This is a genomic window from Paenibacillus sp. FSL R7-0163 (genome assembly GCF_037969975.1).
Taxonomy (GTDB): Bacteria; Bacillota; Bacilli; order Paenibacillales; family Paenibacillaceae; genus Paenibacillus_AQ; species Paenibacillus_AQ odorifer.
Genome location: NZ_CP150224.1, coordinates 5,532,721 through 5,559,004, shown reverse-complemented (window position 1 = coordinate 5,559,004; position 26,284 = coordinate 5,532,721). Strand labels below are relative to the sequence as shown.

Here is a 26,284-nt window from a genome sequence, read left to right as displayed (position 1 = left end):
AACCATGATGATTTTAGGCTAAAGCTTTAAATGCTTGGCTTGAAATAAATAGATATGAAAAAAGGGAGGCAACAAACATGAAGTTTGGAAAACGTACTCTAGTTCTATCTTTAGCATCAATGATGGTTTTTTCCGCACTGGCAGGTTGTTCGGGCAATTCCAACAATGCGGCTCCAAAGGCATCTGAAGGGTCTGGAGCAGCCAACAAAGAAACTACGCCTGATAAAGATGTAACCTTGGAATTATTGTATTGGGGTGATGATGTACAGAAAAAGCTGGTAGAAGCGGCAGCAGAAAAATATACAGCCGACACCGGAGTAAAAATCAATGCACAAGTGCTTCCAGCGGATGGCTCCTTTGATACATTTATTCAGACCCGGCTCGAATCCGGCGAACTTCCAGATATCAGTTATATGGGCGAAGGCGATATCCAAAAGTACAATGAAATGGGAATTATCGAAGATATCAGCGATTTATTAGCGGACGGAAGTATTCCTGAAAAACTATCAGCGATAACAATCCATTCACCTGAGCAAAAAGTGATCGGAGTCGGTCTATCCAACCAGCTGGAGCTGCTTTACTATAGCAAGTCCAAATTTGATGCAGCAGGTCTTGAATATCCACCCTCCAAAGTTGAAAATGCGTGGGATTGGGATACATTCGTAACAAACGCGAAAAAGTTAACGACAGATACTAAAGGAAAAACAGCGGCAGATGAAGGCTTTGATGCTGCTCTGACCGAGAACTACGGGCTTGGTATGACAGCGGGACGGGAGTTCCACCATTTCTGGGCAGCTTATGCCAACGGTGGCGGGATTGTTTCCCCGGATGGAAAGGAGTTTCAATGGGATTCTCCCAAAACGGTTGATGCCATCCAGAAGCTAGCTGATCTCGTTAACAAAGATAAGGTTGCATCCGCTTTCAATTACACTTGGAATTCCGGAATTGGTTCTGCGGTAGACGCTTTGAGTGGTGGTTATGCCATGGCGATCAGCGGCTCTTGGGATCTAGCTAATATCAAAGGGAATGAAGATATCGGCGTTGGGGTTCTGCCTAAGATGGAAAAGGCAGTAACGATGAACTGTGGTGCTCCGCTTGTTGTGTACAATACATCGAAGCACATTGAGGAAGCCAAGAAATTCTATGCTTACATGGTCAACCCTGAGAACAGTCTGGAGCTGCTGAAGAGTGGTGCGTGGTTGCCGAACCAGGCAGATTGGTATACCGATCCTACCTTGGTTGAAAAGTGGACCTCCGATCTTCCTGAAAGCGCAAAAGAAACTATCCTTAGTTATTCGACAACGAAAGATTCTATCGCACAATGGCCTGCATATTACGTTCCTGCCTACCTCAAGATGAATACTGAATATGAGAAATCTATTGATCAGGCATTGGCAGGTAAGAAAAGTGTTAAAGAAGTCTATGACGCGATCATGCCAGCGATCAAGCAGTTGTTCGAGAGCGGCAAGGTTTCCTAATTAGAGCTTATATTTGAAAAGAGGGCTATTGCTTATGAACCCAGAGAGCAAAACCGAAACGGCTGCGGTCTATGTTAAAAAGCATGCCACAGGTGTCACCAAAGAGGCGGTGGCTGGATATTTGTTTGCAGCACCGGCCATTATTGGATTTTTGGTATTGACGCTTTATCCGATGTTGGCCAGTTTGTTTTACAGCTTTCATAAAATAACGATTATGAGCGGAAGCCAAGTTATGGAATGGATTGGGCTGGATAATTTCCGGTACATATTCACCAATACCAGCTCCGAATTCAAGAAATCCATAACGGTGACCTTGATTTATGCCTTCATTAACGTGGCGCTTGTAATCACCTTTTGTCTGATTGTTGCACTCTTATTGAACCGTAAATTTATCGGCAGAAACTTGATGCGGGCTATATTCTTTCTGCCGTCTGTAGTTCCGATGCTGGCGACAACGATTGTGTGGCAGATGCTTCTACAGAACCAAGCCAAGGGTGGACTGCTTAACTGGATTTTATTGCAGATAGGAATAGCCCCTGTTGATTTCCTGACTGATCCCATCCGTATTTTTGAGACATTGTTTATCATGAGCTTGTGGACCTGTGGTGGGACGATTGTTGTGTTCATCGCTACGCTGCAGGATGTTCCGGGAGAATTGCTGGAAGCCATCGAGATGGACGGGGGAAATGCTTGGCACAAGTTCCTCAAAGTAACCTATCCGACGATCAAGCCTGTACTCTTTTTCCAATTGATTATGTGCATGATGACCTCTATCCAGATTTATACGCAAAGTGTGGTGTTGTCCAGAAATGGTGCACCCGATCGGATGACTTATTTTATCAACGTTATGATCTATGACCATTCATTTGTTCAGGTAGGGATGCGCGGTTTGGCGTCTGCTGAGGCATGGGTCGTCTTCCTAATCACTATGGCCATTACTGGTGTGCTGTTCTACTTCCAGGGCGCATTTAAAAGGGACGATTCGATGGGCAAAAGAAAGAAGGTGAGATAATGGCGGCAACCGCAATTATGAATTATACAAGTATCCAGAAAAAAAAGAAAAGAGCTAAAGCCATCAATACCGGGCTGATTCTGTTCTCCTGTCTGCTCGCAGTGGTGTTTGCTTTTCCGCTCTATTGGCTGCTGCGAGGTGCCTTCGTGAGCCACACAGAAATACTGGCGCGGCCGCCTGTGTTTTTCCCCGAGTCACTAAATGTCGATAATTTTCGGCTTGGATTGGAACGTATTCAGTTCCTGCGGCAGCTCTGGAATTCAGTTTCGATTGTAGTTCCTTATGTGATTGGGACGGTGCTGACGACAAGCTTTGCCGGGTATGCCTTTGCTAAGCTGAACTTTCCGCTGCGCGGGATGTGGTTTGTGCTGGTCATCAGTACGATGATGCTGCCTAGTGCCGTAACCCTGCTGCCACAATATTCTCTGTACACTTCTTTGGGACTGGCTGGCAAACCTGCTCTTATTATTCCGGCCTTTTTCTGTGCAGGCGGCAACGCGTATTTTGTCTTTTTGCTCCGGCAATTTTTTATGACGATTCCGCTAGAACTCAGTGAAGCTGCCAAGATTGACGGTGCGGGTTACTTCCGTATCTACTCCCGTATCATGCTGCCGCTTATACGTCCCGCAATGATTGTTGTGGCGTTGTTCAGCTTTATTAACTGTTGGAATGAATTTTTCTATACCATGATTTATTTGAAGACTGAAGCAGATTATACGCTGCCTATGGGCTTGTATATTGTGAACGGGATGCGCATTCCGAACTATGAACAGGTCATGGCACTGGCGCTCGTCGTTACAGCTCCTTGTCTAGTATTTTTCTTGATCGGCAACAAATATTTTGTTGAGGGCATTACATTAACGGGAATCAAGGGATAAAAAGGAGGAATTCATCCAAATGACAAGTCATAAATGGCCCAGAAGAGCTTCTGTAGCGGCATTATGTGCGGCTGTTGTATTAAATGCAGGGATTGTTCCCGTATCGGCTAACTACACGACTGATTTCTATCATGAAGGCGTAGGCACCGATTACGGGCAGGCGAAGTGGAAGGATAATTCTATTGTTAAGGAAGGCGTTAATTTCAGCGATGTCACCGTCGGAGAAATGATGCAGGCGATTGAAGCTTTTGATTTTGAGGCTTTTGCAAAAGATAATTCCGATTTGCCTTGGCTTGATGCCTTGCTTGTTAACGAAGGTGTCATTCCGGATGATGTCAACGATGAAGTTAGCGCCAATACTTTGTTCAGCCGGGGAAGCGCTTTGTACATGAAGACTCAGGATAATACCAAGCTGGGTTTTGTGGGAACGGTGCATTACGCGGATACTTTGAACAAGGACACGATGTATAACATCACCCTTTCTACAGGAGACTTGGCGGAACAGAAAAATGTGCGGAAGAACTACCCGAGTCATGAGAATCAGACCTACACAAGCGGAGGCCTGGAGATTAACCAGCGGAAATTTATTTCCAGCTATAACAGTGCTGTAACGCTGCTTCAGTTGAAGAATCCTACGGCCAGTGATATAACGTTGACGATGAAGGTTAAATCACCTTTCGTCTCTGCGGCTGAGGGTGATGAGCTGGTGGGTTACAGAGTGGCTGCTCCGCTAATGATAGGCAAAGCCGGGCAAAAGGTAGTTGAAGCGATGTCTTACGTGGATGTTCATCTGAGCGGAAACGGCATGAGTCCTTCCGGAAATGAACTGGTTAGAGAGATTACAGTGCCCGCCGGTGGCTCCGTTGACCAAAAGGTAGTTATGGGTTGGCTCGCGGATGAAATACCGGGCTCAAAGCTGCATTATGAGAGCTTTAAGGCTGCTGACAGCAATGACACAGCCTTCTCTGCACAGGTGCGGGAGTACAACGAGTGGTGGGCAGAGAACATTCCATATATCGATGTTCCCGATGAGAATGTGAAGAAGGTACTTTATTATCGTTGGTGGTGTAACCGCTTTAATTTGCTGGATGCCAACATTCCGGGCAATGACTGGCAGTTCCCAATGAACATGGAGGGCGTTCTCGGCTACAACAACGGGATTACGGTCAGTGTACCTTGGGCGATGCAGGATCTGAAATGGCTGCGTGATCCTTCCTACTTGTATGGAACCTGGCTGGCTCAAGGGGAATATTCCGAGAATAAGAATTATAAAAATAATCCCGGACGTCCTAACATCTGGACCTGGGATATGATGCAGAACACGTCGCAAGTAGGCTGGGACGCTTACAAGATTTACGGTGGTGGTCAGGAAATATTGAAGAAGTTTGCTGATTTTTCTGCGACTGATGTTACCGGCACACTTGAACATTTTAAAGGCACTAATCCAAATCTTGTTTATTATAACCATGGTCCGATTACAGGTAATGACGGAGATACCGTATCCATGCACTGGAATGGCAGTGGTAACTATGCCCGCCTGGATGGTTCTTCTACTACCTACGCCAATGCAGTGGCAACAGCGAAGATGTACGAGCAGCTTGGAGATACTGCGGGTGCAGCTAAAATGAACACTGTGGCGCAGAATATTAAGAATTCAATTCTGAATGAGATGTGGTACGACAAGGCTGACTTTGATGGTGACGGTGTGGCAGATACGAATGGTACAGGCAGCTTTTTGCATAAAAAAGTTGTGGGCGGTACCGATGTATTCAACCCTTGGCGGGATAATAACATGTTTGTCTTTAACTTTGGTGTAGTACCAACTGAAGGTGAAGAAGGATATGAGGCGAAATATTTATCTCAGTTGTCTGATTACGCAGATCCGAATTATTATCCGATCTTTCCTTTCTTTACAGCGGATCAGAACAGCATTATGAAGCGGGTAGAAGATTTCAAGAGTGGCAAGACGGATGCCTTCGGTACAGACCAGTTCGCATGGTGTAACTTCGGCAACTATATTAATACCGTTCGTGCCTCTCTGCGCTATTATCCTATAGATAATATCAACAGTGACGTTTACAAAACACTGTTTGATTGGGGCGCTTGGTTGCATACAGTGGAACCGGGCAATACGGACCACCTGGACTCTAATGAATTTTTCTGGCTGGAGGATTACTTCTTCGGCACACCATGGACAAAAGACAATCCTCCTAACCCTAGTGGAGATATGGTACGGGCATGGATTCACCACGATACGCTTGGCATGATGAATTACACTGTGGTTGAAGATATGGCGGGTATTCAGCCACGGACAGATGACAAGATCGAGCTATGGCCGATTAATGTCGATTATGACTATTTTGCTGTAGATAACGTGCGTTACCATGATGCTAACTTATCTATCGTATGGCAGGATCCTGCTAAGTATAGTGACAATCCTCATTATCAAGGTATTCCAGTAGGTTATTCGCTCTTCATTAATGACGAACTCGTAATGACAACTAACGAAATGTCCCATCTGATTTATGATACAGCTACTGGCAAGGTGGAAAAACCTTCAGGGGATGTAACTGGGGCCGTTGGCGACAACTCGAAGACACAGGTGTTATATGAAAAAGGCAGTGCTACGACGCTTGCTGCGGCAGATCAAACATCCTTAGCCAGCAATGAGAAGACTGTCGATATGTTTAATAAAGCAGGCGTTGATATTGTTAATAACGGTACGAATCTGGCTGTTGCTTCAGGCACTACTGTTGAATCGACTTATATCAAGAGCGGTTCGAATATCCGCAACCTGGCGGACAATTCGACAATCGCATCAATTAATCATACGTCAAACACAGCTTTATTCGGTAGTTCGCCGAATTCTGTCGATACGGTTACGTTCAAATTTGATGGAGTCCAGGCTGTGGACAATGTAAAAGTCTATTTCTATAATGACCGGCTTCTGAATGGTTATGGTACACCACAGACATTTGGTGTTGAATATCAGGATGCTGATGGAAGCTGGAAACCAGTGGAGGGACAATTCCGCTATCCGGAATATATTGCTTCCAACTATAACAATGTGGAGTTCCAAAAGGTTAACACTGCAGCGATTCGCATTCATGTGACGCATCCGCTGGAACTTGCGACCGCCATCAAGGAGATTCAGATCTACAACAATAATCTGGAGGTTAAGGCGGCTGCCAATCAGGCACCAAAGGTTTATCTAGAAACACCATTGAAGGTTGAGCAAAATGTTCCTCTGACGATTATGCCGCAGATCGTTGATGATGGGTTACCAAGTGGCAAGCTGACTTATACCTGGGAGAAGATTTCAGGTGAAGGAGAAGTAGAGGAGACAGGGCTTGATAAAGCCATGCTGCAAGCTACCTTTAAGACGACTGGTGAATACGAATACCGCCTGACTGTCAGCGATGGAGAACTGGAAACTGTCGTGAAGGTTCCAGTCACCGTATTTGTGGCTACTGCGGAACTGACCGAGATGATCGCGAAGTTTGCGGATCGGGATTCCGGCAGACTTGTCCGGAATAAGGACGATTTTACTGCGGCAACATGGCAAGAGCTGCAAGCTGCGCTGACTGCTGCCAAGGCCTTACTGGCTCAGGGAGAATATACACTGGAAGAGATCAAAGTGGCAACGGATCAAATGCGGATGGCGATGGACAACCTTAGATACAGAAATGCTGCCCTTTTGGCTACCCCTAGTGCCTCTTACACTTCGGCATGGGAGTCTGTGTATGGCATTAATGATGGGTATATCCCTTATACTTCAGCAAGTATTTACAATAGCGAAGCAGAAACTCAGTATGGGAACTGGGGCGGTCCCGGTGAAAGCCACTGGCTGCAACTGACCTGGAAGGAGCCAGTGACTTTGTCAGGCAGCTCCGTGTACTTCTATGATGATGAAGGCGGTGTGCAGGTACCGGGAGATTACAACTTCGAATATTGGAATAAGGATGCTGGAAAATATGTACCGGTAACGGGCTTGAGCGAGAAAGGCAAAGCAAGAAATACATTTAACGAGGTAACCTTTGACGAGGTGAAGACGGATAAACTCCGTTTGATTCTTAATAAGCAGTCCACTAGTATTTGGACAGGCGTTAAGGAATGGCGGGCAATTTCGTCTAAGCCAGAAGGAGAAGTTCCTGCTCCCGGCGACCACGGCGCGATTGCGGGCATTGAACAGATTGCGGTGAGTACGACAGTTAACGTCGTGCCTACGCTTCCAGCTAAGGTTACGGTAACTTACGCCGATAAAACGACAGGCTTGGCAAGTGTGGTATGGGAGGAAATTCCCCTTAACAAACTCACCATTGCTACAGACTTCACTATATTTGGTAAAGTGGCGGGCACTGATATTGCTGCCAGCTGCCGCATCAGTGTGAGGTACGATAAATCTAAACTTAAAGCAGCCATTGATACAGCGGAAGATCCTTCGGTAAATGAAGAGAATTATACCGGAACGCCTGAGCAATGGGAGGCATTACGCATTGCACTAGAGGCTGCTAAAGCCACTTATGCAAATGACGGTGCTACCGATGGTGATATTAATGTGGCATATTCCAATTTGAAAAATGCCTTTGAAGCCTTACAGCCTGTCGAAGCTCATGATGCAACGATCAGCGGAATCACAATTCCGGGCGGATCTATTGATCAGGTAGCCAAAGAAATTATTTTACCGGATACGACTACGCTTGATGAGCTGAAGGAAGGACTTACTGTTCCGGTAGGGGTTACCTTCGCTGTGTACGAACCCGATAGCATTACTATTGCGGGAGAAATCCAAACGGGTTACAAGGTCATTGTGACGGCACTGGATAAAACAACGACCAGAACGTATACCTTAACATTAGTTTCTGTAAATCCACCTCTCATAACGGCACCCTTGGAGGAGAAGCTTAGAGCAATAGAGACTCTGGATAAGAGCCTTTATGTAGAGGAGAGCTGGAATATTCTTGAGAAAGAGGTAGCACGTGCAGTGATGTTGCTGGAGAGTGGAACTGCCACTCAGGCTGACATAGATGAGGCATTAAGTCAGCTTAATGCGGCGGTTGCGGGCCTGAAGTTGCTTTCAGAAGCTACGCCAACACCTACGCCAACATCAACACCTGTACCGACAGCGACACCAACGCCAACGTCAACACCAAAACCAACAGAGGCACCGGGTACTTATGTGCCGGTAGCCACGGCCAAACCGTCGCCTAGCGCGTCTGCGACAGCAACCCCTGCTGTAAGCAGTGGTAAAATCGTGGTCCAGACGGTCATCGGAGCAGATGGAAAAGCATTGGCTGAACTCACTGCCGCAGATGTTGAAAAGGCAGGAAAGGATGCAAAGGATGGTATTCTGTCCATTGTCGTGAATCCTGCCGGAAACGCGAAACAAATTGTAATTGAGCTGCCACTGCAGTCACTGGCAGCAGCGGGAAATGTTAAATCCCTCAAGATTGATACAGGAACAGCAAGCATAATGCTGCCGGAAAGTTTCTTGAAGACTTACACAGATGCTAAGAACGGCAAACTTAAGCTTATTGTGGGCACTGGAGATGTATCCGGATTGCCACTGTCGGTAAGCAGTCAGTTGAATGCTGGTACAATTAAAGACATCAGTCTTAGCGTAGACGGTGTGGTTATTCCGAGTGATGTTCTGAAGACATCGGGGATCAAGCTGGCACTCCCTTATACGCTGAAGTCTGGTGAGAAAGCTCATAAAGTAGTGGTTTATTACTTGAACAGTAATCAGCAACTAGAGATTGTTAAGAACGGAAGATTTAATACAGGAACACAGATGCTTGAGTTAACTTTGCCGCAGCTTGGCAGTTATGTAGTGGTTCATTCGAATGTTTCATTCAAAGATATCGCTACAGCTAATTGGGCGGTAAACAGCATTGAAGCACTCGCAGCACGAGGTGCAATCGAAGGGATGGATGCTGAACACTTTAATCCAAGTGGAAATGTGACCCGTGCAGAATTCATCAAAATATTGCTGAACGCTTTTGATTTACTAGATGAGACGGCTCTAAGCACATTTACAGACGTTAAGGATGGGGCATTGTATGCCAGTCCGATTGCGAGCGCTCAAAAGCTCGGCATTGTTAAAGGCAAAGCGGATGGCAACTTTGGTGCAAGCGAGGAGATTACTCGTCAGGAAATGGCAGTCATGATTTATCGTTTGGCTCAGACGATTAATATCCCATTGACTGACGGAACAAATGCTTCTGGTGAAGCATTCTCTGATGTGAACCAGTTGTCTGCGGATGCAGCCAAAGCTGTAGAAGCGATGCGTATTAGTGGAATTATTAACGGTATGACATCCAACCAATTTGGGCCAAACGGCAAGGCTACAAGAGCGCAAGCAGCGACAGTGATCTTCCGCCTGTTTGAGCAGCTTCAATAATCGTGCAGCAATACAAGATATAAAAAACACAGGTGTCCTAGTCATGCCAATGACTGGTGGGGTACCTGTGTTTTTTTGCTGCTGACCGTATGTCCCGAACGCCAGCTTTATTAGTTCAAAGCTGCTAGCTCAAAGGTGCCAGCCCCAAACGCCTAACTCAAAGTTGCTGGCTCAGAGATGCCAGTGCCAAACGCATAGAACAAGCTGGCAACCCCTAAGGCCTAACTCAAAGTTGCTGGCTCAGAGATGCCAGTGCCAAACGCCTAGAACAAGCTGGCAACCCCTAAGGCCTAACTCAAAGTTGCTAGCATAGAGATGCCAGCCTCAAACGTCTAGATCGAAGTTGCTATCTCAGAGCTGACAACTCAAAAACACCTAATCACATGCTCGTATCTCCCATGCTCTTAAAACAAACTTTGCTTCATGGTATGTCATTTGAACGCAAGAGATCGCTAACGGACCCAGTAGCCGCTAAACACAGCATTTATCGACTTTTGGCTTGCTATCGGACTCCATAGTAGCTATTGGCATGAAAACCGCCCAATATGAGCCTCTTTTGATAAAATAGCTGCACTGGAGTCCGAAAATGTGCCAAAAAGGAGATAAATGAGCAAATAACGCCTCCTGAGTCCGTAAGTGCCTGAGGATGCAAGTGGTGTTATCGCGGCTAAGTCCGTAAGCGCCTGATGATGTGTTGGGTGTTATTGTGCGAGGTCCGTAAACCCCAAGGGATGAGTGTGATTCGGCGGTAACGGACCCAGTAGCCCCTAAACGTTGCATTTATCGACTTTTGGCGTACTATCGGACCCCATAGTCACTATTGGCATGAAAAACGCCCGGTTTGAGCCACTTTTGATGAGATAGCTGCACTGGAGTCCGAAACTGTTCGCAAAAGGCAATAATTGAGCAAATAACGCCTCCTGAGTCCTTAAGTGCCTGTGGATGTATTCGGTGTTATCGTCCTAGATCCGTAAGCGCCTGAGGATGTATTTGGTGTTATTGTGCGAGGTCCGTAAACCCCAAGGGATGAGTGTGATTCGGCGGTAACGGACCCAGTAGCCCCTAAACGTTGCATTTATGGACTTTTGGCGTGCTATCGGTCCTCAGAGTCGCTATTGGCATGAAAAACGCCCGGTTTGAGCCACTTTTGATGAGATAGCTGCACTGGAGTCCGAAACTATGCCAAAAAGGCGATAAATGAGCAAATAACGCCTCCTGAGTCCGTAAGCGCCTGAGGATGTATTTGGTGTTATCGTGCCTGAGTCCATAAGCGTCTGAGGATGTATGCGGTGTTACGTGCCTGAGCCGAAAGCGTCTGAGGATATATGCGGTGTTATCGTGCCTGAGTCCATAAGCGTCTGAGGATGTACTCGGTGTTACGTGCCTGAGCCGAAGCGCCTGAAGATGTACCCGGTGAGTCACTATTGGCATGACCCCAAGGGCTGATTGGGTTACTTACCTGCCGAACCCGGCGTATGGAGTAGTCTCGTTTCTTTCTTGTTGATCCCTTTTCAGTATAATTTTGGCGGATAGGATTTGGAGAGACGGGGGATAATTTCTAGGAAACCTAATTCTGACAGGAGTGACTACTGTGGAGGAACGGCCAGCAGGTGGAAACAGCAATACGTCTCAAAAAAACACGAAATCTGAGCAGACTCTGAGTACGTCACTGGATGAAATGATGACTTTGTTTCGAAACATATTCAAGGACGATGAAACGCTTAGAATCAGAGTGTTTAGCAACATGTTTACTGATAGTCTTCGCTTTGGTTTAGTCTATGTTGACGGAATGGTTGACAAGCATTTGATCCAGGAAGGGATTATTAAGCCTGTTATGGCTTTTGATTTTACCAAAAAGAATTGTGACAATAAAGCCGAGCTGATGGAGAACATCCGGACGCAGGTCATTAGCATTAGTGATGTGGTCGCCTCTGAAGATTTTGATGAAATGATTTATTCGATTATAGCTGGCAAGACCTTACTGCTGATGGACGGCTTTGCGGGTGTTCTGAACATTGGGGCACAGGGTTGGGAGACGAAAGCTCTTGCGGAACCGGTGACCGAAAAAAGTGTCAAAGGTCCAAGGGAAGGATTTACGGAATCACTGTTAGTGAATCTCACCCTTATTCGGCGCAGGGTGCAAGACTCCGAGTTAAAGTTTGTTTTTAGTTCACTGGGAACACGTTCCAAAACACCGATATGTATCTGTTATATGGAGAGCTTGGCATCACCGGCTATTCTCAAAGAATTACAGAATCGAATTGAACAGATTGACATAGATCTTATTCTGGACACGGCATCTCTGGCGGAATTAATTAGAGACGAACCCTATTCGCCCTTTGAGATGACAGGAAGTACAGAGCGCCCGGATGCCGTAGTCAGTAACATGATGGAGGGCAGAGTTGCCGTGCTTATAGAAGGCAGCCCGTTTGCAATGACCGTTCCCTATCTATTTGTAGAGAATTTTCAAGCCAGCTCGGATTATTACATTAACTTTTATTTTGGTTCGTTCAATCGAATGTTAAGAGTTTTTGGAGCTTTTTTGTCGATCAGTATTCCTGCTCTTTATGTAGCTTTAGTTACCTATAGCCAGGAAATGATCCCCACCATGTTGTTGCTCAGTATTTCTACAGCAAGAGTAGCAGTCCCTTTTCCTACAATAGTAGAGGCGCTATTCATGTTAACTATTTTTGAAATATTAAGAGAGGCGGGCGAGCGGATACCTACCTATATAGGGCAGGCTATCAGTATCGTAGGCGCTCTCGTGTTAGGACAAGCGGCAGTGGAGGCCAGAATAGTGAGTGCTCCAATGATTATTGTAGTCGGTTTAACAGGGATCATGACGCTACTTAATCCTAGGTTGACCGGTCCTTTAATTATCGTAAGAACATTGCTGCTGGGTGCGAGTTTTTTCCTGGGGATATACGGATATTTTCTTGGAATGCTTGGTTTAGTAGTACATTTGATGAGTTTGCGCAGCTTTGGGGTTCCATACATGCTTGAAGTAGGCTCTATCCGTCCTCAGGACATTAAAGATACAGCGATCAGGGCGCCGTGGTGGCATATGTATCTGCGTCCGGCGTTGATTGGGGCACGAAATATGAGGAGAAAAGGTTCCAATAAAGTAAGGAGAAGACCATGAGCAAGCTGAAAAGGATACTTCTGATTGTTATATCCATGATGCTTCTGATCTGCAATACAGGCTGCTGGAACTACTTTGAAATTGACGATATGTCGATTGTTGCTGGGGTCGCAATTGATAAGGGGAAAAAAGACGGTCAGTTATTGGTAACGACAGAAATTGTAGATACGAAGGAAGGGTTGAAATCAAGTCAGGCTGGCTTCAAAATGATTACGCTCGCGGGCGAGACCATGTTTGATATTGTGCGGGGGATGATCTCGATTACTGGAAAAAAGTTATTTTGGAGCCATTCTAAGGCGATTATCCTCAGTGAGGAGATTGCAAGGGAGGGAGTCACCAAAGTAATTGATTGGTACAACAGGGATACGGAAACCCGATCAGATGTGTATATCTTTGTCGCTAAAGACAAACCGGCTCAAGAAATCATAAGCCTAAGTAGTTCAACTGAGAGTATTATGTCTTACGCACTTGCACAGCAGATGAGAACTGAGAAGAATGTCAGCACAGCGCCTGTTGTGGAAATCTGGGACTTCATTGACAAGCTTGAGGCTTCTGGAGAATATGCTATCGCTCCGTTAATTTATGTCCATGAACAAAATAAGATGAAGAATGCACGAGTTAGCGGAACAGCTATATTCAAAATGGATAAAATGATCGGTATGATCAGTGGCGAAGAAACGAAATACATGCTGTTTGCCAACAATCAAATCCAGGGAGGTGTGTTAATCGTAAAGGATGAAAGTGGAGAGCCTAACTTTTCGCTCGAGATTTTATCCAATCGCACAAAAATAAAACCTGTATGGGTAAATGGTAAGCTCCAAATAAAACTTAATACACTGACACATGCCGGATTGGACGAGGTCAAATCTTCGGGCGAATTCAATAGTCTGGACAGCAAGAAGACGATAGAAAGGTGGGCTGAAAAAGAACTAGAAGAGCAGATTTTCTCAGTTATTCATAAGGTTCAGAAGGATTACCATGCAGATATTTTTGGGTTTGGAGAGCTCCTTCATGAGAAAATGCCGCGGACCTGGGAGAAAATCGAGAAAAACTGGGTGAAAGAATTTTCCAACGTAGAAGTAGTAGTGAATTCCAAGGTGATTATTGAGAACAGTGCACAAACGACAAGGTCTATCAAGATTCATCAAAAATAGGTGATAATATTGGTTGTGGTGGTCATGTTTATCTATGTAGTAATTGTTTTAATCGATCCTTATGGTCTGTGGAAGCAGGGGATGAAGCGGGATTTTTATGTTTCTTCTGCATTATGTCTAATTTCATTCTGTATTGCCTTTGCATTGGCAATGAGATGGTCGATTCCTAGTCTGTCACCATTCCTTGTGTATTGGATCAAGAAGCTATTCTAGGTATTAGCCTAAAGGGAGAATAGAGTATGAATAAAGAGATCATATCAACAGGGCATGCTATTAGTATTGCTGTCTTATTTATTATGGGGACTTCAATATTTATGGGCGTACCGGGACAATCCGGTAACAGTAACTGGATCGCCGTATTGTTAGCTATGGTGCTGGTTGCCCCACTTTTGCTGATATATGCCAGACTCCACGTCCTATTACCGGGTAAGGATCTATTTGATATGTTGATTACCGTGTTTGGCGGAATCCTGGGTCGAATCATCTCCACTCTCTATATATGGTATTCCTTTCATTTGGGGGCACTAATTATTAGAAACTTTGGAGAATTCAGTCGCACAATTACCTTAACGGATACCCCTATGTTAGCACCTATGATATGTCTGGGACTATTGTGTGTTTGGGTGGTTAAGGCGGGGATTGAAGTGATGGGGAGAAGCGCTAAGCTCCTGTTGCTGTTTGCTGTATTTGTTAATTTAGTACTGATAACACTCGCCTTTTCCAGACTGGAATATCATCATTTACTTCCTCTGTTGGACAAAGGCTGGCAGCCTTTATTAAGCGACACTCTGGGTACTTTTTCTTTTCCATTTGCGGAGATTGTAATATTTCTGGGAGCATTCAGTAATTTATCGGACAAGAGCTCAATACGGAAGATATTATTTGGTAGTCTAGTAATTTCAGGGGTGATTATCATTATGGCTACTTTGCGTAACCTGTTGATGCTGGGTCCTGAAGTTCTATCCAGTTTATATTTTCCCGCTTATGTGTCTGCTGGCCGTATTAATGTAGGTGATTTTCTGACCCGAATTGAAGGTTCATCGGCAGTTGCTTTTGTAATCACTACTTTTATCAAGACAAGTTTATGTCTGTATGTAGCGAGTAGTGGGATAGCAAAAGTACTCAAGCTCAAGAGTTACCGCTCTGTTGTGCTTCAGATGGGACTACTCATGATCTATTTTGCGGATTTTGTGTACAAGGATATTATGGAAATGTACTATTTTTCTTACCATATTTATAAAATATACGCCTTTCCTTTTCAGGTGATTATTCCACTGATGTTATGGATTTGCGCTGAAATTGTTGTGAGCCGGCGTAAAAATAAACAGCTAGCGCCGCAGTCGCAGCAATAGCTCTAATAGGAGGATACAGGTGTCTCGTAAGCCTTAAAGTGGCTGGTTGCCCGTGTCTTTTTTTATTTCGTTTTATTTGATCACATTTACGCTTTTAAAGCCGCGGGAAATGTGCAAATAGCGTCCTCTGAGTCCGTAAGTTTCAGGAGAAGGCGATGATGCTATAATGATAGATACATAGATAGAGTTTACTTTTTTATTGAGAACAGGGGAGCTGATCTATCATTGAATACATATATTCTTATATATGATAGCTTTGTGCAGTTTGAGGTTACATTGGCAGCTTATTTTATGAAAACAAAGGGCGAGGTCTATACCTTAAGCTTGGAAGATAAGGCGTTAATCTCCTGCGAGGGTTTTTCTGTGAATCCATTAGTATTGGTTGAAAATGTGGACGTTAGCACCATAGATTTATTGATTATCCCTGGTGGGGAAACAGATAATTTAATAGGGCAGGAGGCTCTATTAGATTTAATCAGAAGCCTAAATCGAGCAGGAAAAGTCATCGCGGGCATTTGCGGTGGGGTATCCATTCTTAAGGCTGCCGGAGTACTGGATGGTAAGGTTTATGTGGACAATGAATCTGGGGTATCTAACGTCTTTGTCGATGGAACAATCATTACCGCTAAACCGAATGGATATGTAGACTTTGCGCTTGAAATTGGGCGAATAATGAGTATCTATAAAGATGAGGCAGATTTGCAAGAAACGATAGATTTCTTTAAACATTTTAAATCCGTCTAAGGAGTAGAAGAGGGGAAACATGTATGAACGTTAGCAATATCATTATGTCCTCTTATTGGGGTAGAGAGGTTAAACATAAATATATCACCCAAGGGTCCAAAGCGCTGGCTGTTATTTTTCCGGGTAAAAATTATTCAGCTGATCGCTCTCTGCTAGATTATGCGGCTAAAGCTGCCCGGGAGCATAATTGTGATGTTCTGCTTTTAGAATATGGTTACCAGAGTGCAAGGGTGGATTTCAAACGTGAAGAAATGAGTATTATCATTGAGGAATGTAAAGCTGTGATCGCTTCTCTTCCGGATTATAAGAGATTTCTTTTTATAAGTAAAAGCATGGGCGCTGTTATTGCAGGTAGAATAGCTGAAGAGCTAGAAATACAGAAGAAGACGTCTCATCTATATATCACCCCGTTGCCTGAGGCGGTGCCGCTGATTCAGCGGAGTCGTGGTACTGTAATCTATGGCGGCAGTGACCCCTTATTTGGTCAAGAACATTCCGGTGAAATTAGTGGGCTGAATCATTTGAAGGTGTATAGAATCGATGATGCTAATCATTCGCTGGAGGTAGGCAGTGTCAATGAGTCACTAGCTATACTGTTGGTCATCATTAATTTCTATCATGAGTTTTTCCGTGATGCTTTAAATACATAACTTTAGGAGATGATGATTGTGATTTTGGAAGCTGCGATGCTGCAAGTAAAGCCTGGTTTGACTACTGAATTTGAGCAAAGCTTCAAGGAGGCGTCAAGTTTAATCTCCTCGATAGAGGGTTATATGGGCCATGAATTACAACATTGCTTGGAGGATGATCATAAGTATCTGTTGCTGGTGAAGTGGAGAACGCTTGAAGACCACACTGTTGGTTTTAGAGAATCCAGCCAATATCAGGAATGGAAAGCACTCCTTCACCATTACTACGACCCATTTCCGGTAGTTGAGCATTTTACCCGCATTAATCTGGACTAAATGGAGGATACCGAATGAAGGCGAAGCTTGTTGGGGAAGGCAGAACAGCGGAGATCTGGCAGCATGACGATCAGAGGATTCTTAAATTGTACCGGGAGGATATAGCAGAGCAACACGTCAGCCGGGAATATAAAATCAGCCGGTTTGTACATGCGCGGGGTGTTCGGACCCCTCAGCCTTTTGAGCTTATTACTGAACAGAATCGACAAGGTATCGTTTTTCAACAAATTCAGGGTCCCTCTTTACTAAAGGTGATGGGTGAGAAGCCTTGGAAAGTTACCCAATATGCCAGGCTGATGGCGGGGCTTCATTGTGATTTGCATAAGCTTGAAACTACAGAGGAAATCGGCCAGCAAAAGGATATGCTGAAAAGTCAGATCATGGTTGCCCCTATGCTGAGCGAAGAGGAAAAATCCGTCATTTTGAAGTATCTGGAGAAGCTGCCGGAAGGCACTCGTTTATGTCATGGGGATTTTCATCCCGACAATGTGCTTATGGATGAACAGCTCTGGGTGATCGACTGGATGACGGGTGTAGTGGGAGAACCTGCTGGAGATGCTGCGCGTTCCGTAGTGATGTTCAGTTTGGGAGCTATGCCTCCGGGAGCTTCTGCCTTCTCCAAATTAATGTTAGGTTTTATAAGAAAAAGATTAACTAAGGGATACATTCAAGAGTATCTCAGATTATCAGGACACACTTATGAGGACGTAGACCGCTGGATTTTGCCGATCGCGGCCGCGCGTCTGGTGGAGGGGCTTTCGCCTCCAGAGAAGGAGCTGCTGGTAAAAGAAGTTCGTAAACGTCTACACACCTTAGCCGCAGAGGTAAGCTGATCATGGCACAAAACGGAGGCGTATTCTATGACTACCTATATAGCGCTGCTGCGTGGAATTAACGTCGGCGGGAACAAAATTATTAAAATGCTGGACCTGAAGGCGATGTTTCAAGCTCTTGGATTTGCAAATGTACGAACGTATATTCAGAGCGGAAATGTCGTATTTGAGAGTGATGAAGGTTCGGTGAGCCTGCTTAGCGGAGTCATTGAACGTCAGATTCATGAGGTTTTTGGATTCGAGGTCTCTGTTATTATCCGTACTTTAGCAGAGATGGAGAACGTGATCGCTAACGATCCCTTTCAGCTCTCCGAGCCAGAGGAATTCAAAAGATGGTATGTTACTTTTTTACCAGCCGAGCCTTCAGCGGAAGCATTGGATAAACTGCGCACTTATGAGAATGGACCGGATAAGGTGCGTTTTGTCGGCAGAGAGATGTATATATTATATGAGGTCAGTGTGAGCCAATCGCCGCTTTTTAAAGTCCCTTTTGACAAAATACTCGGGATGCCCATTACCGCACGCAACTGGAACACGGTGAATAAGCTTGTTGCTATAGGCAAGATGGAATAACATAGTTTGGATTGAAAAGAGTACCGAAAGGCTCCACATTGTGGGGTCTTTTTTGCGTTCTGGCAGCCTCATTTATTCAGCAAACATTCAGCTCGCACTCATTGAGAGTTAAGGTATGGATGAAATAATACACCTACGGAAAGCTTGGGCCGGAGTTACAGAACTGCCGGCATATAGAATGATCAAGGGATAGGAGTGAAATGGAGATGAGTTTTGCTAGAAAAATAAGCTCGGATCTTATACTGTGGCTCATTTTAATACTCGCTGCTTTTTTGTACGGTTATGGAGTTTGGAATGACCACTATGTGAATACATACTACACCACTGCCGTGGGAAGTATGCTGCAAAACTTTCATAATTTCTTCTTCGCTTCACTCGACTCTGCAGGTTCAGTCACGGTGGATAAACCACCGGTCACCTTTTGGATTCAGACTCTTAGCGCGCTCATCTTCGGGCTTCATGGCTGGAGTGTAATTTTGCCTCAGGCGCTTGGGGGCGTGGGCTCCGTGTTGCTCGTATACCTTCTGGTTAAACCTACCTTTGGTAAAGCGGCAGCACGTTTAGCAGCGCTGGCCATGGCAACAACTCCAGTAGCGGCGGCTGTTAGCCGGACGAATAACATTGATGCTTTGTTAGTATTCACGTTACTGTTGGCGGTTTGGTTTTTATTTAAAGGAACGAAGAGTAATAAGCTGGGCAGTCTCCTTGCCGCATTCGCTTTAATCGGTGTTGGGTTTAATGAGAAGATGCTGCAGGCTTATATGGTTTTGCCGGCTTTTTATCTCTTTTATGTCTTGGCTGCGAAAGTGAACTGGAAGCGAAAAACTGGAGTATTAGCGGCCTCGACAGCTATATTACTCGTGGTCTCGTTATCCTGGGCAGTGATAGTGGATTCGATTCCCGCTAGTAAACGACCTTATATCGGCAGCAGCGGTACTAACTCCGTGCTCAATCTTGCCTTTGGTTATAATGGTGTCGCGCGGTTGACGGGTGATCGGGGGACAGGTGGTGGCGGAGGTGGAATGCCTTCAATGAATGGTGGTGAGATGCCGAACATGAATGGCGAGATGCCAGCTATGAACGGTGAAAGACCCGCTATGAACGGGGCAGATGCTGAAAATGGTACGGATAGCGGACGTGGAGCATTTTCGGGTCGGCAAGGCATAAATTCAACCTCAGACGGTCAAAATGGCGCCGATGATGGAGGTTCACCAGGGCAACCACCCGGCGGTGGAACAGATAATCAAAACCGGCAATTTGGTGGTGAAGGTGGGGGCCAAGGACAACGCAGCGGCATGAATGGCGGCGGAGGTGGAATGTTCAATACTGGAACCGCAGGTCCACTGCGCCTGTTCCAATCAGAGCTGTCAGGTCAGGCAAGCTGGATGCTGCCTTTTGTATTGTTTGGTTGTATTGGATTATTCGCTAATCTGCGGAGAAGGAACTTTACGCAAGGGCATAAAGAAGCTCTATTCTGGTTAGCATGGCTGGTCCCGGTGATGGGATTCTTCAGTATTGCGGGATTCTTCCATCAATATTATCTGGTGATGATGGCTCCGCCGATAGCCGCGCTGGTCGGTGCAGGCTGGTCAAAGCTCTGGAGTCTGTATCGCGAGCACTCTGGTTGGCTGTCATGGCTATTGCCAGTTGCGACGCTGGTTACAGCAGTTTTTCAATGGTACATTTTTCATCCTTATGACGATACGATTGGCAGGGGCTGGTCGATTGGCATTCTGGCTGCCGGTATAGTTGTTTCTTTAGTGCTGGTCGTTCTTAAAGGCAAGCAGAAGCCATTTGTTTTCTCGGCAAGTATTGTCGCTGTACTAGTATTGTTAATTGGCCCGCTCTACTGGGCAGCTACCCCTATTACTTATGGCCTGAACAGTCAAACCCCTGAAGCAGGACCAGGCAGCAGTGAGGGTAGAGGAGGAATGGGCGGTAATTCTAGCAACTTTGGGCGTAATAGCGCCACAAGTGCGAATGAGAGTCTGCTGTCCTATCTGGAGGAAAATAATACTGGGGAGCCTTATCTGTTTGCCGTATTGGATTATGGCACAGCAGCTCCTTATATCGTCGATAAGGGGGCATCGGTTGTTATTCTGAACGGATTTTCCAACTCAGACACAGTGTATACCACAGATACCCTAAAGGCGTTAGTAGAGAGTGGCAAGGTGAAATACTTCCTGCTGAGCAGCGGCGGTATGGGTGGTGGACGTGGAGGGAATTCTACGCTATCTACCTGGATTACCGACAATGGCACAGAGGTTCCAGCAGCGGATTGGGCAGGAAACGACGCTGGCAACAGCGGAACGTTATACAAAGTTACAGTTAACTAGTTCAGTGTTTTAGGATACAAAGCGTGCTAATACATTTGCAGGCACGCTTCAGCATTCAAATTAAAGGAGGAGCTGCTCATGAGTATCAACGTGCGCTATTCCATTATTATACCGATGTTTAATGAAGAGGCAGTCATTCAGGAAACGTATCGCCGTATTAAAAAAGTGATGGCAATGACGGAGGAAGTATATGAGCTGATCTTCGTGAATGACGGCAGCACAGACAACTGTGCCCAGATGATCGAGGAATATAGCTATTGGGATGAGAGTGTGAAGCTGATCGATTTGTCACGTAACTTTGGACATCAGATCGCTATTACTGCCGGAATGGACTATGCCCTTGGGGATGCAGTTGTCATTATTGATGCTGATTTGCAAGACCCGCCTGAATTGATCTTGGACATGATTGCAGAATGGAAGAAGGGGTATGAAGTTGTATATGCTAAACGGGTGAAGCGAAACGGTGAATCCTTATTCAAAAAGTGGACGGCCAGCCTGTTTTATAGAATTCTGCGTTATTCAACCGATATTTCTATCCCTGTGGATACAGGTGATTTTCGGCTCATAGATCGTAGGGTTTGCGAAGAGCTCAAACGTCTACCGGAGAAAAACCGTTTCGTACGCGGACTGGTCAGCTGGGTTGGTTTCCGTCAGAAGGTGATTGAATATGAACGGGATGAACGTCTGGCGGGGGAAACAAAATATCCACTAAAACGTATGATCAAGCTCTCTTTGGACGGAATCACCTCCTTTTCTTATAAGCCGCTGAAGCTGGCAGGATATTTGGGCGCACTGCTGTCGGCTTCTGGTTTTCTGTATCTTATGTATGTATTGTACCTGGTAATTTTTACAGACTCAGTCGTTAAGGGCTGGGCTTCGATGATTGGAATTACGCTGACCTTTAATGGCTTCGTACTCATTATGCTAGGAATACTAGGTGAGTATATCGGCCGGATTTATGATGAAACTAAGGGACGTCCGCTTTATATTGTCCAAGAGTTCTATGAAGGTAAGGGGCAGCAAAAGAATGTTCGTGAGCACCCTGTGACCCATCTCCGTAAATAAACTGCAAGGGAGGGATTCCTGATGAAGATTAGAAAAGCTGTCATTCCCGCCGCGGGCTTAGGCACTCGTTTCCTGCCTGCAACTAAGGCTCAGCCAAAAGAAATGCTGCCCATTGTGGATAAACCAGCGATTCAATATATCGTAGAGGAAGCCGTTCGGTCTGGTATTGAAAGTATTATCATCGTGACCGGCCGTAATAAGAAGTCGATTGAAGATCATTTTGATAAATCGGTGGAGCTGGAGCAGACGCTTCTGGAAAAAGGGAAAGAGGATCTACTTCGTGAAGTCCAGCTAATTAGTGAGCTAGCGAGCATCCATTACATTAGGCAAAAGGAGCCGCTGGGACTAGGCCATGCCATCCTTTGTGCGGAACAATTTATCGGTGATGAACCTTTTGCTGTTCTGCTTGGTGACGATATCATGGTCTCGGAGGACCCGGCGCTGCTGCAGATGATGAGATTGTATGAGCAAGAGGAGCAGACCATCGTCGGTGTGCAGCAGGTGCCACGGCAGGAGGTTAACAAATATGGGATTATCTCCTCCAGCGGCTCACTAAATGGAGTTCATGAAGTAAAAGGATTGGTAGAGAAGCCCTCGCCTGAAACAGCTCCTTCAGAGTATGCCATTATGGGGCGATATATTTTGGAGCCTTCGATATTCACAGTGCTGGCTAACCTCGAACGTGGAGCAGGCGGTGAATATCAACTGACGGATGCTTTGCACGAGGTATGCCGGCATGAAGGATTGCTGGCGCTCGATTTAATCGGCAAGCGTTATGATATTGGTGATAAATTCGGTTACATTAAGGCCACGCTGGAGGTAGGTTTGATGCGGGAGGATTTGCGCCCATTATTGGTTCCGTATTTGCAGGAGCTGGCTGCTAGTCTTAAGGGAAGAGAAGAAGAAGTGGACTCCTTGCATCGGAGTATACACAGTTGAGGGAGAGGAACTGTTTCAAATGATCATAACATCGGCTTCGGCGGTGGCATGAGGTTTTGAAGCAGTTTTTTTGCGTGTGGTGTTCAACGGGCAGGTGAGGGACGAGCAAATAGGTGTACTTTATACAATTAAAAGTATGGGGGGACAGCTGCAAATCGATTTAGTTGCACTTGATACATCTATATCTTCACATCTTAGCTATAATGCTCATTTAGCCTGTTTTTAGTTGCATAAAATACACTTAAAACAGCCGTGTGGGTGTTATTGTTTGAAATAGCTGCATCAAGTGCAGTTATTTTTCAATCTCGTAACTTGGTTCTCCTTGGTGACGAAAAAATCCGGAAGACCGATTCCTAAGAATCATCCTCCGGATTATGATTTGAGTACTGAAGATTAAGCTTTCAACACATCATGATCAACGTAACGCGCGCCATTTAACTCGCTAATTACATTAATAGCTACCTTCGCACCATCGCCTGCGGTAATAATGGCATGTACACTTACTCCAGCAACAGTACCAGCAGCCCAAATACCTGCGATATTCGTTTTGCCTTCAGCATCAACGGCTACTACAGTTTTGATTCTTGGCTCTGTACCATCCTTAGTCTCTACGCCAGCTTTGGCAGCTAGATCTGTAAGGGCGCCTGTGGCAAGAATAACATGTTTTGCTTCATAGATAATTCCATCTTCAGTTTCAATGACAAAACCGTTGCCGCTGGAGGTGAGGTTGATAGCCTGCTCGGAAACCAGCTCAGCGCCAAATTTAACGGCTTGCTTATGCCCAGTTTCGACCAGCTCAGGACCACCTACTTCGGAAATTCCATAAAAGTTCTCAAACCAACCTCTGCGGGTCATGCCCTTATCGTTGTCGATCAGCAGCGTTTTTTTGCCCGCCTTGGCGGCGAACAGGGCTGCGCTTGCACCGGCAGGACCGGCGCCAATTACGGCGATTTCGTACATGTATTTACCTCCTAAAAGTTTTGTGGAGCGATGCTCCTTAGAATGGACTACATAGCAAAACTGGCAACGAAAGCATACGCTTAAGTTTTGTGGAGCGATGCTCCAGTTCCTCTTAATTATAACGGTTGTTACTGTTCCTTGGCTAATCCTTCCTCACAAGGCAGGCTGACCGTAAATGTTGTCCCCTCGCCGACGGTGCTATTTACACTAATCTTGCCGTGATGCGCCTCGACAATAGATTTTGTAATGGAGAGACCCAAACCTGATCCGCCGTATTTACGTGTGCGAGAGGAGTCACTGCGGTAGAATCGATCAAAGATATGTGGGAGATGCTCTCCGGGAATTCCGTAGCCATTATCCCGCACGCTTAATAGAGCTTGATTTCCTTCCGCTTGTAAAGAAAGATGAATGCTCCCTGCCGCGGTATCGGTATGCTGAACTGCATTGTGGAACAGATTCAGAATCACCTGCTTCAGCTTATAGGGATCATATTTACCACGGATGCCATAGGAGATATCAAATGTAACTTTACGTTGATCCGCGAGCAAAAGCAGATGCGGCTTCATTTCGCGAATCACCTCGCTGAGAATCAGATTAGTCATCTGCAGCTGTGGAGCTCCGTCCATTCGAGCGAGCAGTAGCAGATCCTCGACCAGCTTATTGATCCGTTTCGATTCACCATGCATGCTTCGCAACGAGTTATATAACTGTTCTTTATTATCAGCGGCGCCCCGCAGCAAGACCTCAAGAAAACCGTGTATTGAGGTAAGCGGAGTTCTAAGTTCGTGGGAAGCATCGGCAGCGAACCTGCGCATCTGCTCCTTGGCCTCCCGTTCATTATGAAAGGATATTTCGAGACGTTCGAGCATACCATTGAATGAATGAGCAAGCTTGTCGATCTCGGCCTGTCCTTGGTCAACTGGAAACCGAATGTCCAAATTACCGGCATTAATGATCTCAGCCGATTCTCCCATATTAGAAAGAGGAACTAACGTCTTTCGCAGGGCCGGCAAGTATAGGAATAATCCAGTCAATAAAGCAATCACTGACAAACCTGCGTAGATCAGCAGCTGCTGCATAATCACATCCGTTAATGGCCCCGTGCTCACACTCATTTGCAGCAGCAATCTAGTATTTCCAGGCCTATAAAGATTCATGAATATGGCTAGATGTTCAGTGCCGTCTTCAGCTTGGATGAGCTTGTAATTTCCTGTTGCCCTATCTGTGGTGTGAATCAGCAGCGCATCGTATTGCTCATTGGTCAGCCTGGGTGCTGCTATATCTGAGAGGGTCAATTGCTGTAAATCCCTGAAGGTGCCATCCGAGCTGTACATGGCGAGAGTTGTATGGGCATCAAGCAGAAGCGGACGCCGGTTCTCGCCAGTTCGCAGCCCACTTGGCATTTTATTCATGTCTTCTCTTTCCATCGGGAAATTGCTGTTAAACTCGTTGTTCGTGTCATTTATACCTGTGGTGTCCTCGTCATAGGAATTAAAAAAGTTGAAAAACATCTCACGGGGGACAGAACGTATTTGCGCTTCCATAGACTCCGCTCTATTGCTGTATATAAAATCTCGCATAAGGATATATTGTAAGACTCCAATTAGCAGCAGCAATCCTGATAGAATGAGCAGCGATGTGGCAAGCAGCTGTTTACGCAGGGAACGTGGTGCAGGTAGTCTGCGAAGCCATCTGAAGATGGGAGTGCTCATAGATCCACCCGGTAGCCTGCGCCCCGCAGGGTACGGATAATACGGTGCTCCTTATCTCCGAGCTTCTCACGAAGCGAACGGATATAGACCTCAACGATATTTTCCTCACCGCCAAAATCATAGCCCCACACTTTATCAAGAATCATAGGCTTGCTGAGTACAAGGCCGTGATTGATAACGAGATACTGCAATAACTCGTATTCCGTAGGGGAGAGCTCAAGTACTTCTTCCCTGAAGCGAATTTCCTTTCGCCGGCTGTCAATTCGGAAAGGACCGCAGCGGACCTCGCCTAGCAGCCCCGGAAACTGATTCCGCAGCCGCGCTTGGATCCGCGCTAGTAATTCATCAAAGCTGAAGGGCTTGACCATATAGTCGTCAGCACCAATAGAAAGTCCCTTTACGCGATCATCCACTTCGTCTTTAGCAGTAAGCATGATGACAGCTACCTCTGTCTCTTCCGAGCGCAGATAGTGACATACCTCGAATCCATCCATACCCGGCATCATAACATCCAGGATAGCTACATGGGGCTTGAATTCAGCTGCAATTGAAATGGCGCTTAGCCCGTCCGACGCGGTTCTTACTTCAAAACCTTCATTAAGGAGACCCAGCTCCAGGAACTGTAATATATGAGGCTCATCATCTACGAGCAGAAGTCGAACTCCTTGTACTGCTTTCATCATAGGTTCCTCCAAATCGGTGATAGATAGCTTCATTATGCCATATCCGGTTGAATGTTTG

The 26,284-nt window shown here is 45.7% G+C and carries 19 protein-coding genes; 16 read left to right on the top strand and 3 right to left on the bottom strand.

The window, feature by feature from the left end:
- Window positions 1-77: 77 nt before the first annotated feature.
- The 16 genes from NST45_RS24370 to galU all read left to right on the top strand — a co-directional run bounded on the left by NST45_RS24370 (window position 78) and on the right by galU (window position 22,871).
- The gene (locus NST45_RS24370) at window positions 78-1,478 is read left to right on the top strand and encodes an extracellular solute-binding protein (RefSeq protein WP_076101376.1); all 1,401 of its coding nucleotides are present in this window, start codon (window positions 78-80) and stop codon (window positions 1,476-1,478) included.
- A 34-nt stretch (window positions 1,479-1,512) separates the two neighbouring features.
- Window positions 1,513-2,490, top strand: a complete 978-nt coding sequence (locus NST45_RS24365) for a sugar ABC transporter permease (RefSeq protein WP_081382616.1) — start codon at window positions 1,513-1,515, stop codon at window positions 2,488-2,490.
- A complete protein-coding gene (locus NST45_RS24360; RefSeq protein WP_081382617.1) occupies window positions 2,490-3,368 on the top strand; it encodes a carbohydrate ABC transporter permease in 879 nt (292 codons plus the stop codon). Before NST45_RS24365 ends, NST45_RS24360 begins: the two co-directional genes overlap by 1 nt.
- Window positions 3,369-3,387: 19 nt before the next feature.
- Window positions 3,388-9,768: an S-layer homology domain-containing protein gene (locus NST45_RS24355; protein ID WP_339824062.1), complete on the top strand. Its 6,381-nt coding sequence runs from the start codon at window positions 3,388-3,390 to the stop codon at window positions 9,766-9,768.
- Window positions 9,769-11,359: 1,591 nt separating this feature from the next.
- Window positions 11,360-12,910: a spore germination protein gene (locus NST45_RS24350; protein WP_217904439.1), complete on the top strand. Its 1,551-nt coding sequence runs from the start codon at window positions 11,360-11,362 to the stop codon at window positions 12,908-12,910.
- Entirely contained in the window at window positions 12,907-14,064 is a 1,158-nt protein-coding gene (locus NST45_RS24345; protein WP_036676759.1) for a Ger(x)C family spore germination protein, read from the top strand. Before NST45_RS24350 ends, NST45_RS24345 begins: the two co-directional genes overlap by 4 nt.
- Window positions 14,065-14,088: 24 nt before the next feature.
- Window positions 14,089-14,277 (top strand): hypothetical protein, encoded by a 189-nt coding sequence (locus tag NST45_RS24340; RefSeq protein ID WP_339824060.1) that lies wholly within the window; start codon window positions 14,089-14,091, stop codon window positions 14,275-14,277.
- Between the two features lie 26 nt (window positions 14,278-14,303).
- Window positions 14,304-15,416: an endospore germination permease gene (locus tag NST45_RS24335; RefSeq protein WP_036676761.1), complete on the top strand. Its 1,113-nt coding sequence runs from the start codon at window positions 14,304-14,306 to the stop codon at window positions 15,414-15,416.
- A 225-nt stretch (window positions 15,417-15,641) separates the two neighbouring features.
- On the top strand, window positions 15,642-16,160 hold the full coding sequence (locus tag NST45_RS24330; protein WP_326047091.1) for a DJ-1/PfpI family protein: 519 nt from the start codon (window positions 15,642-15,644) through the stop codon (window positions 16,158-16,160).
- A 23-nt stretch (window positions 16,161-16,183) separates the two neighbouring features.
- Window positions 16,184-16,810 (top strand): alpha/beta hydrolase, encoded by a 627-nt coding sequence (locus NST45_RS24325; protein WP_036676765.1) that lies wholly within the window; start codon window positions 16,184-16,186, stop codon window positions 16,808-16,810.
- Window positions 16,811-16,828: 18 nt separating this feature from the next.
- Window positions 16,829-17,125, top strand: coding sequence for an antibiotic biosynthesis monooxygenase (locus tag NST45_RS24320; RefSeq protein WP_036676767.1), 297 nt, complete (start codon window positions 16,829-16,831; stop codon window positions 17,123-17,125).
- A 14-nt stretch (window positions 17,126-17,139) separates the two neighbouring features.
- Window positions 17,140-17,958, top strand: a complete 819-nt coding sequence (locus NST45_RS24315) for an aminoglycoside phosphotransferase family protein (RefSeq protein ID WP_038568584.1) — start codon at window positions 17,140-17,142, stop codon at window positions 17,956-17,958.
- 27 nt (window positions 17,959-17,985) lie between these two features.
- A complete protein-coding gene (locus tag NST45_RS24310) occupies window positions 17,986-18,531 on the top strand; it encodes a DUF1697 domain-containing protein (protein WP_036676770.1) in 546 nt (181 codons plus the stop codon).
- Between the two features lie 206 nt (window positions 18,532-18,737).
- A complete protein-coding gene (locus tag NST45_RS24305; RefSeq protein ID WP_339824058.1) occupies window positions 18,738-20,867 on the top strand; it encodes a glycosyltransferase family 39 protein in 2,130 nt (709 codons plus the stop codon).
- A gap of 78 nt (window positions 20,868-20,945) precedes the next feature.
- Complete coding sequence (locus tag NST45_RS24300) at window positions 20,946-21,932, top strand: glycosyltransferase family 2 protein (RefSeq protein ID WP_339824056.1); 987 nt, start codon at window positions 20,946-20,948, stop codon at window positions 21,930-21,932.
- An 18-nt stretch (window positions 21,933-21,950) separates the two neighbouring features.
- The gene (gene galU, locus NST45_RS24295) at window positions 21,951-22,871 is read left to right on the top strand and encodes a UTP--glucose-1-phosphate uridylyltransferase GalU (protein ID WP_218640651.1); all 921 of its coding nucleotides are present in this window, start codon (window positions 21,951-21,953) and stop codon (window positions 22,869-22,871) included.
- Between the two features lie 393 nt (window positions 22,872-23,264).
- Here galU and NST45_RS24290 read toward each other — a convergent pair whose 3' ends face one another.
- From NST45_RS24290 to NST45_RS24280, 3 genes are all read right to left on the bottom strand, one after another.
- Window positions 23,265-23,831, bottom strand: coding sequence for an FAD-dependent oxidoreductase (locus tag NST45_RS24290; RefSeq protein ID WP_036676776.1), 567 nt, complete (start codon window positions 23,829-23,831; stop codon window positions 23,265-23,267).
- A 128-nt stretch (window positions 23,832-23,959) separates the two neighbouring features.
- The gene (locus NST45_RS24285) at window positions 23,960-25,543 is read right to left on the bottom strand and encodes a HAMP domain-containing sensor histidine kinase (RefSeq protein WP_076101384.1); all 1,584 of its coding nucleotides are present in this window, start codon (window positions 25,541-25,543) and stop codon (window positions 23,960-23,962) included.
- Window positions 25,540-26,223 carry a response regulator transcription factor gene (locus NST45_RS24280; RefSeq protein WP_038568592.1) on the bottom strand — a complete coding sequence of 228 codons (684 nt, stop codon included), beginning with the start codon at window positions 26,221-26,223 and terminating at the stop codon, window positions 25,540-25,542. The genes NST45_RS24285 and NST45_RS24280 overlap by 4 nt, the downstream gene beginning before the upstream one ends.
- Window positions 26,224-26,284 lie beyond the last annotated feature (61 nt).

Bases quoted from the DNA above. Each gene is read 5' to 3' on its own strand.
- NST45_RS24370 (WP_076101376.1), top strand. From the start codon at position 78: ATGAAGTTTGGAAAACGTACTCTAGTTCTATCTTTAGCATCAATGATG.
- NST45_RS24365 (WP_081382616.1), top strand. From the start codon at position 1,513: ATGAACCCAGAGAGCAAAACCGAAACGGCTGCGGTCTATGTTAAAAAG.
- NST45_RS24360 (WP_081382617.1), top strand. From the start codon at position 2,490: ATGGCGGCAACCGCAATTATGAATTATACAAGTATCCAGAAAAAAAAG.
- NST45_RS24355 (WP_339824062.1), top strand. From the start codon at position 3,388: ATGACAAGTCATAAATGGCCCAGAAGAGCTTCTGTAGCGGCATTATGT.
- NST45_RS24345 (WP_036676759.1), top strand. From the start codon at position 12,907: ATGAGCAAGCTGAAAAGGATACTTCTGATTGTTATATCCATGATGCTT.
- NST45_RS24340 (WP_339824060.1), top strand. From the start codon at position 14,089: ATGTTTATCTATGTAGTAATTGTTTTAATCGATCCTTATGGTCTGTGG.
- NST45_RS24335 (WP_036676761.1), top strand. From the start codon at position 14,304: ATGAATAAAGAGATCATATCAACAGGGCATGCTATTAGTATTGCTGTC.
- NST45_RS24325 (WP_036676765.1), top strand. From the start codon at position 16,184: ATGAACGTTAGCAATATCATTATGTCCTCTTATTGGGGTAGAGAGGTT.
- NST45_RS24315 (WP_038568584.1), top strand. From the start codon at position 17,140: ATGAAGGCGAAGCTTGTTGGGGAAGGCAGAACAGCGGAGATCTGGCAG.
- NST45_RS24310 (WP_036676770.1), top strand. From the start codon at position 17,986: ATGACTACCTATATAGCGCTGCTGCGTGGAATTAACGTCGGCGGGAAC.
- NST45_RS24305 (WP_339824058.1), top strand. From the start codon at position 18,738: ATGAGTTTTGCTAGAAAAATAAGCTCGGATCTTATACTGTGGCTCATT.
- NST45_RS24300 (WP_339824056.1), top strand. From the start codon at position 20,946: ATGAGTATCAACGTGCGCTATTCCATTATTATACCGATGTTTAATGAA.
- NST45_RS24290 (WP_036676776.1), bottom strand. From the start codon at position 23,831: ATGTACGAAATCGCCGTAATTGGCGCCGGTCCTGCCGGTGCAAGCGCA.
- NST45_RS24285 (WP_076101384.1), bottom strand. From the start codon at position 25,543: ATGAGCACTCCCATCTTCAGATGGCTTCGCAGACTACCTGCACCACGT.
- NST45_RS24280 (WP_038568592.1), bottom strand. From the start codon at position 26,223: ATGAAAGCAGTACAAGGAGTTCGACTTCTGCTCGTAGATGATGAGCCT.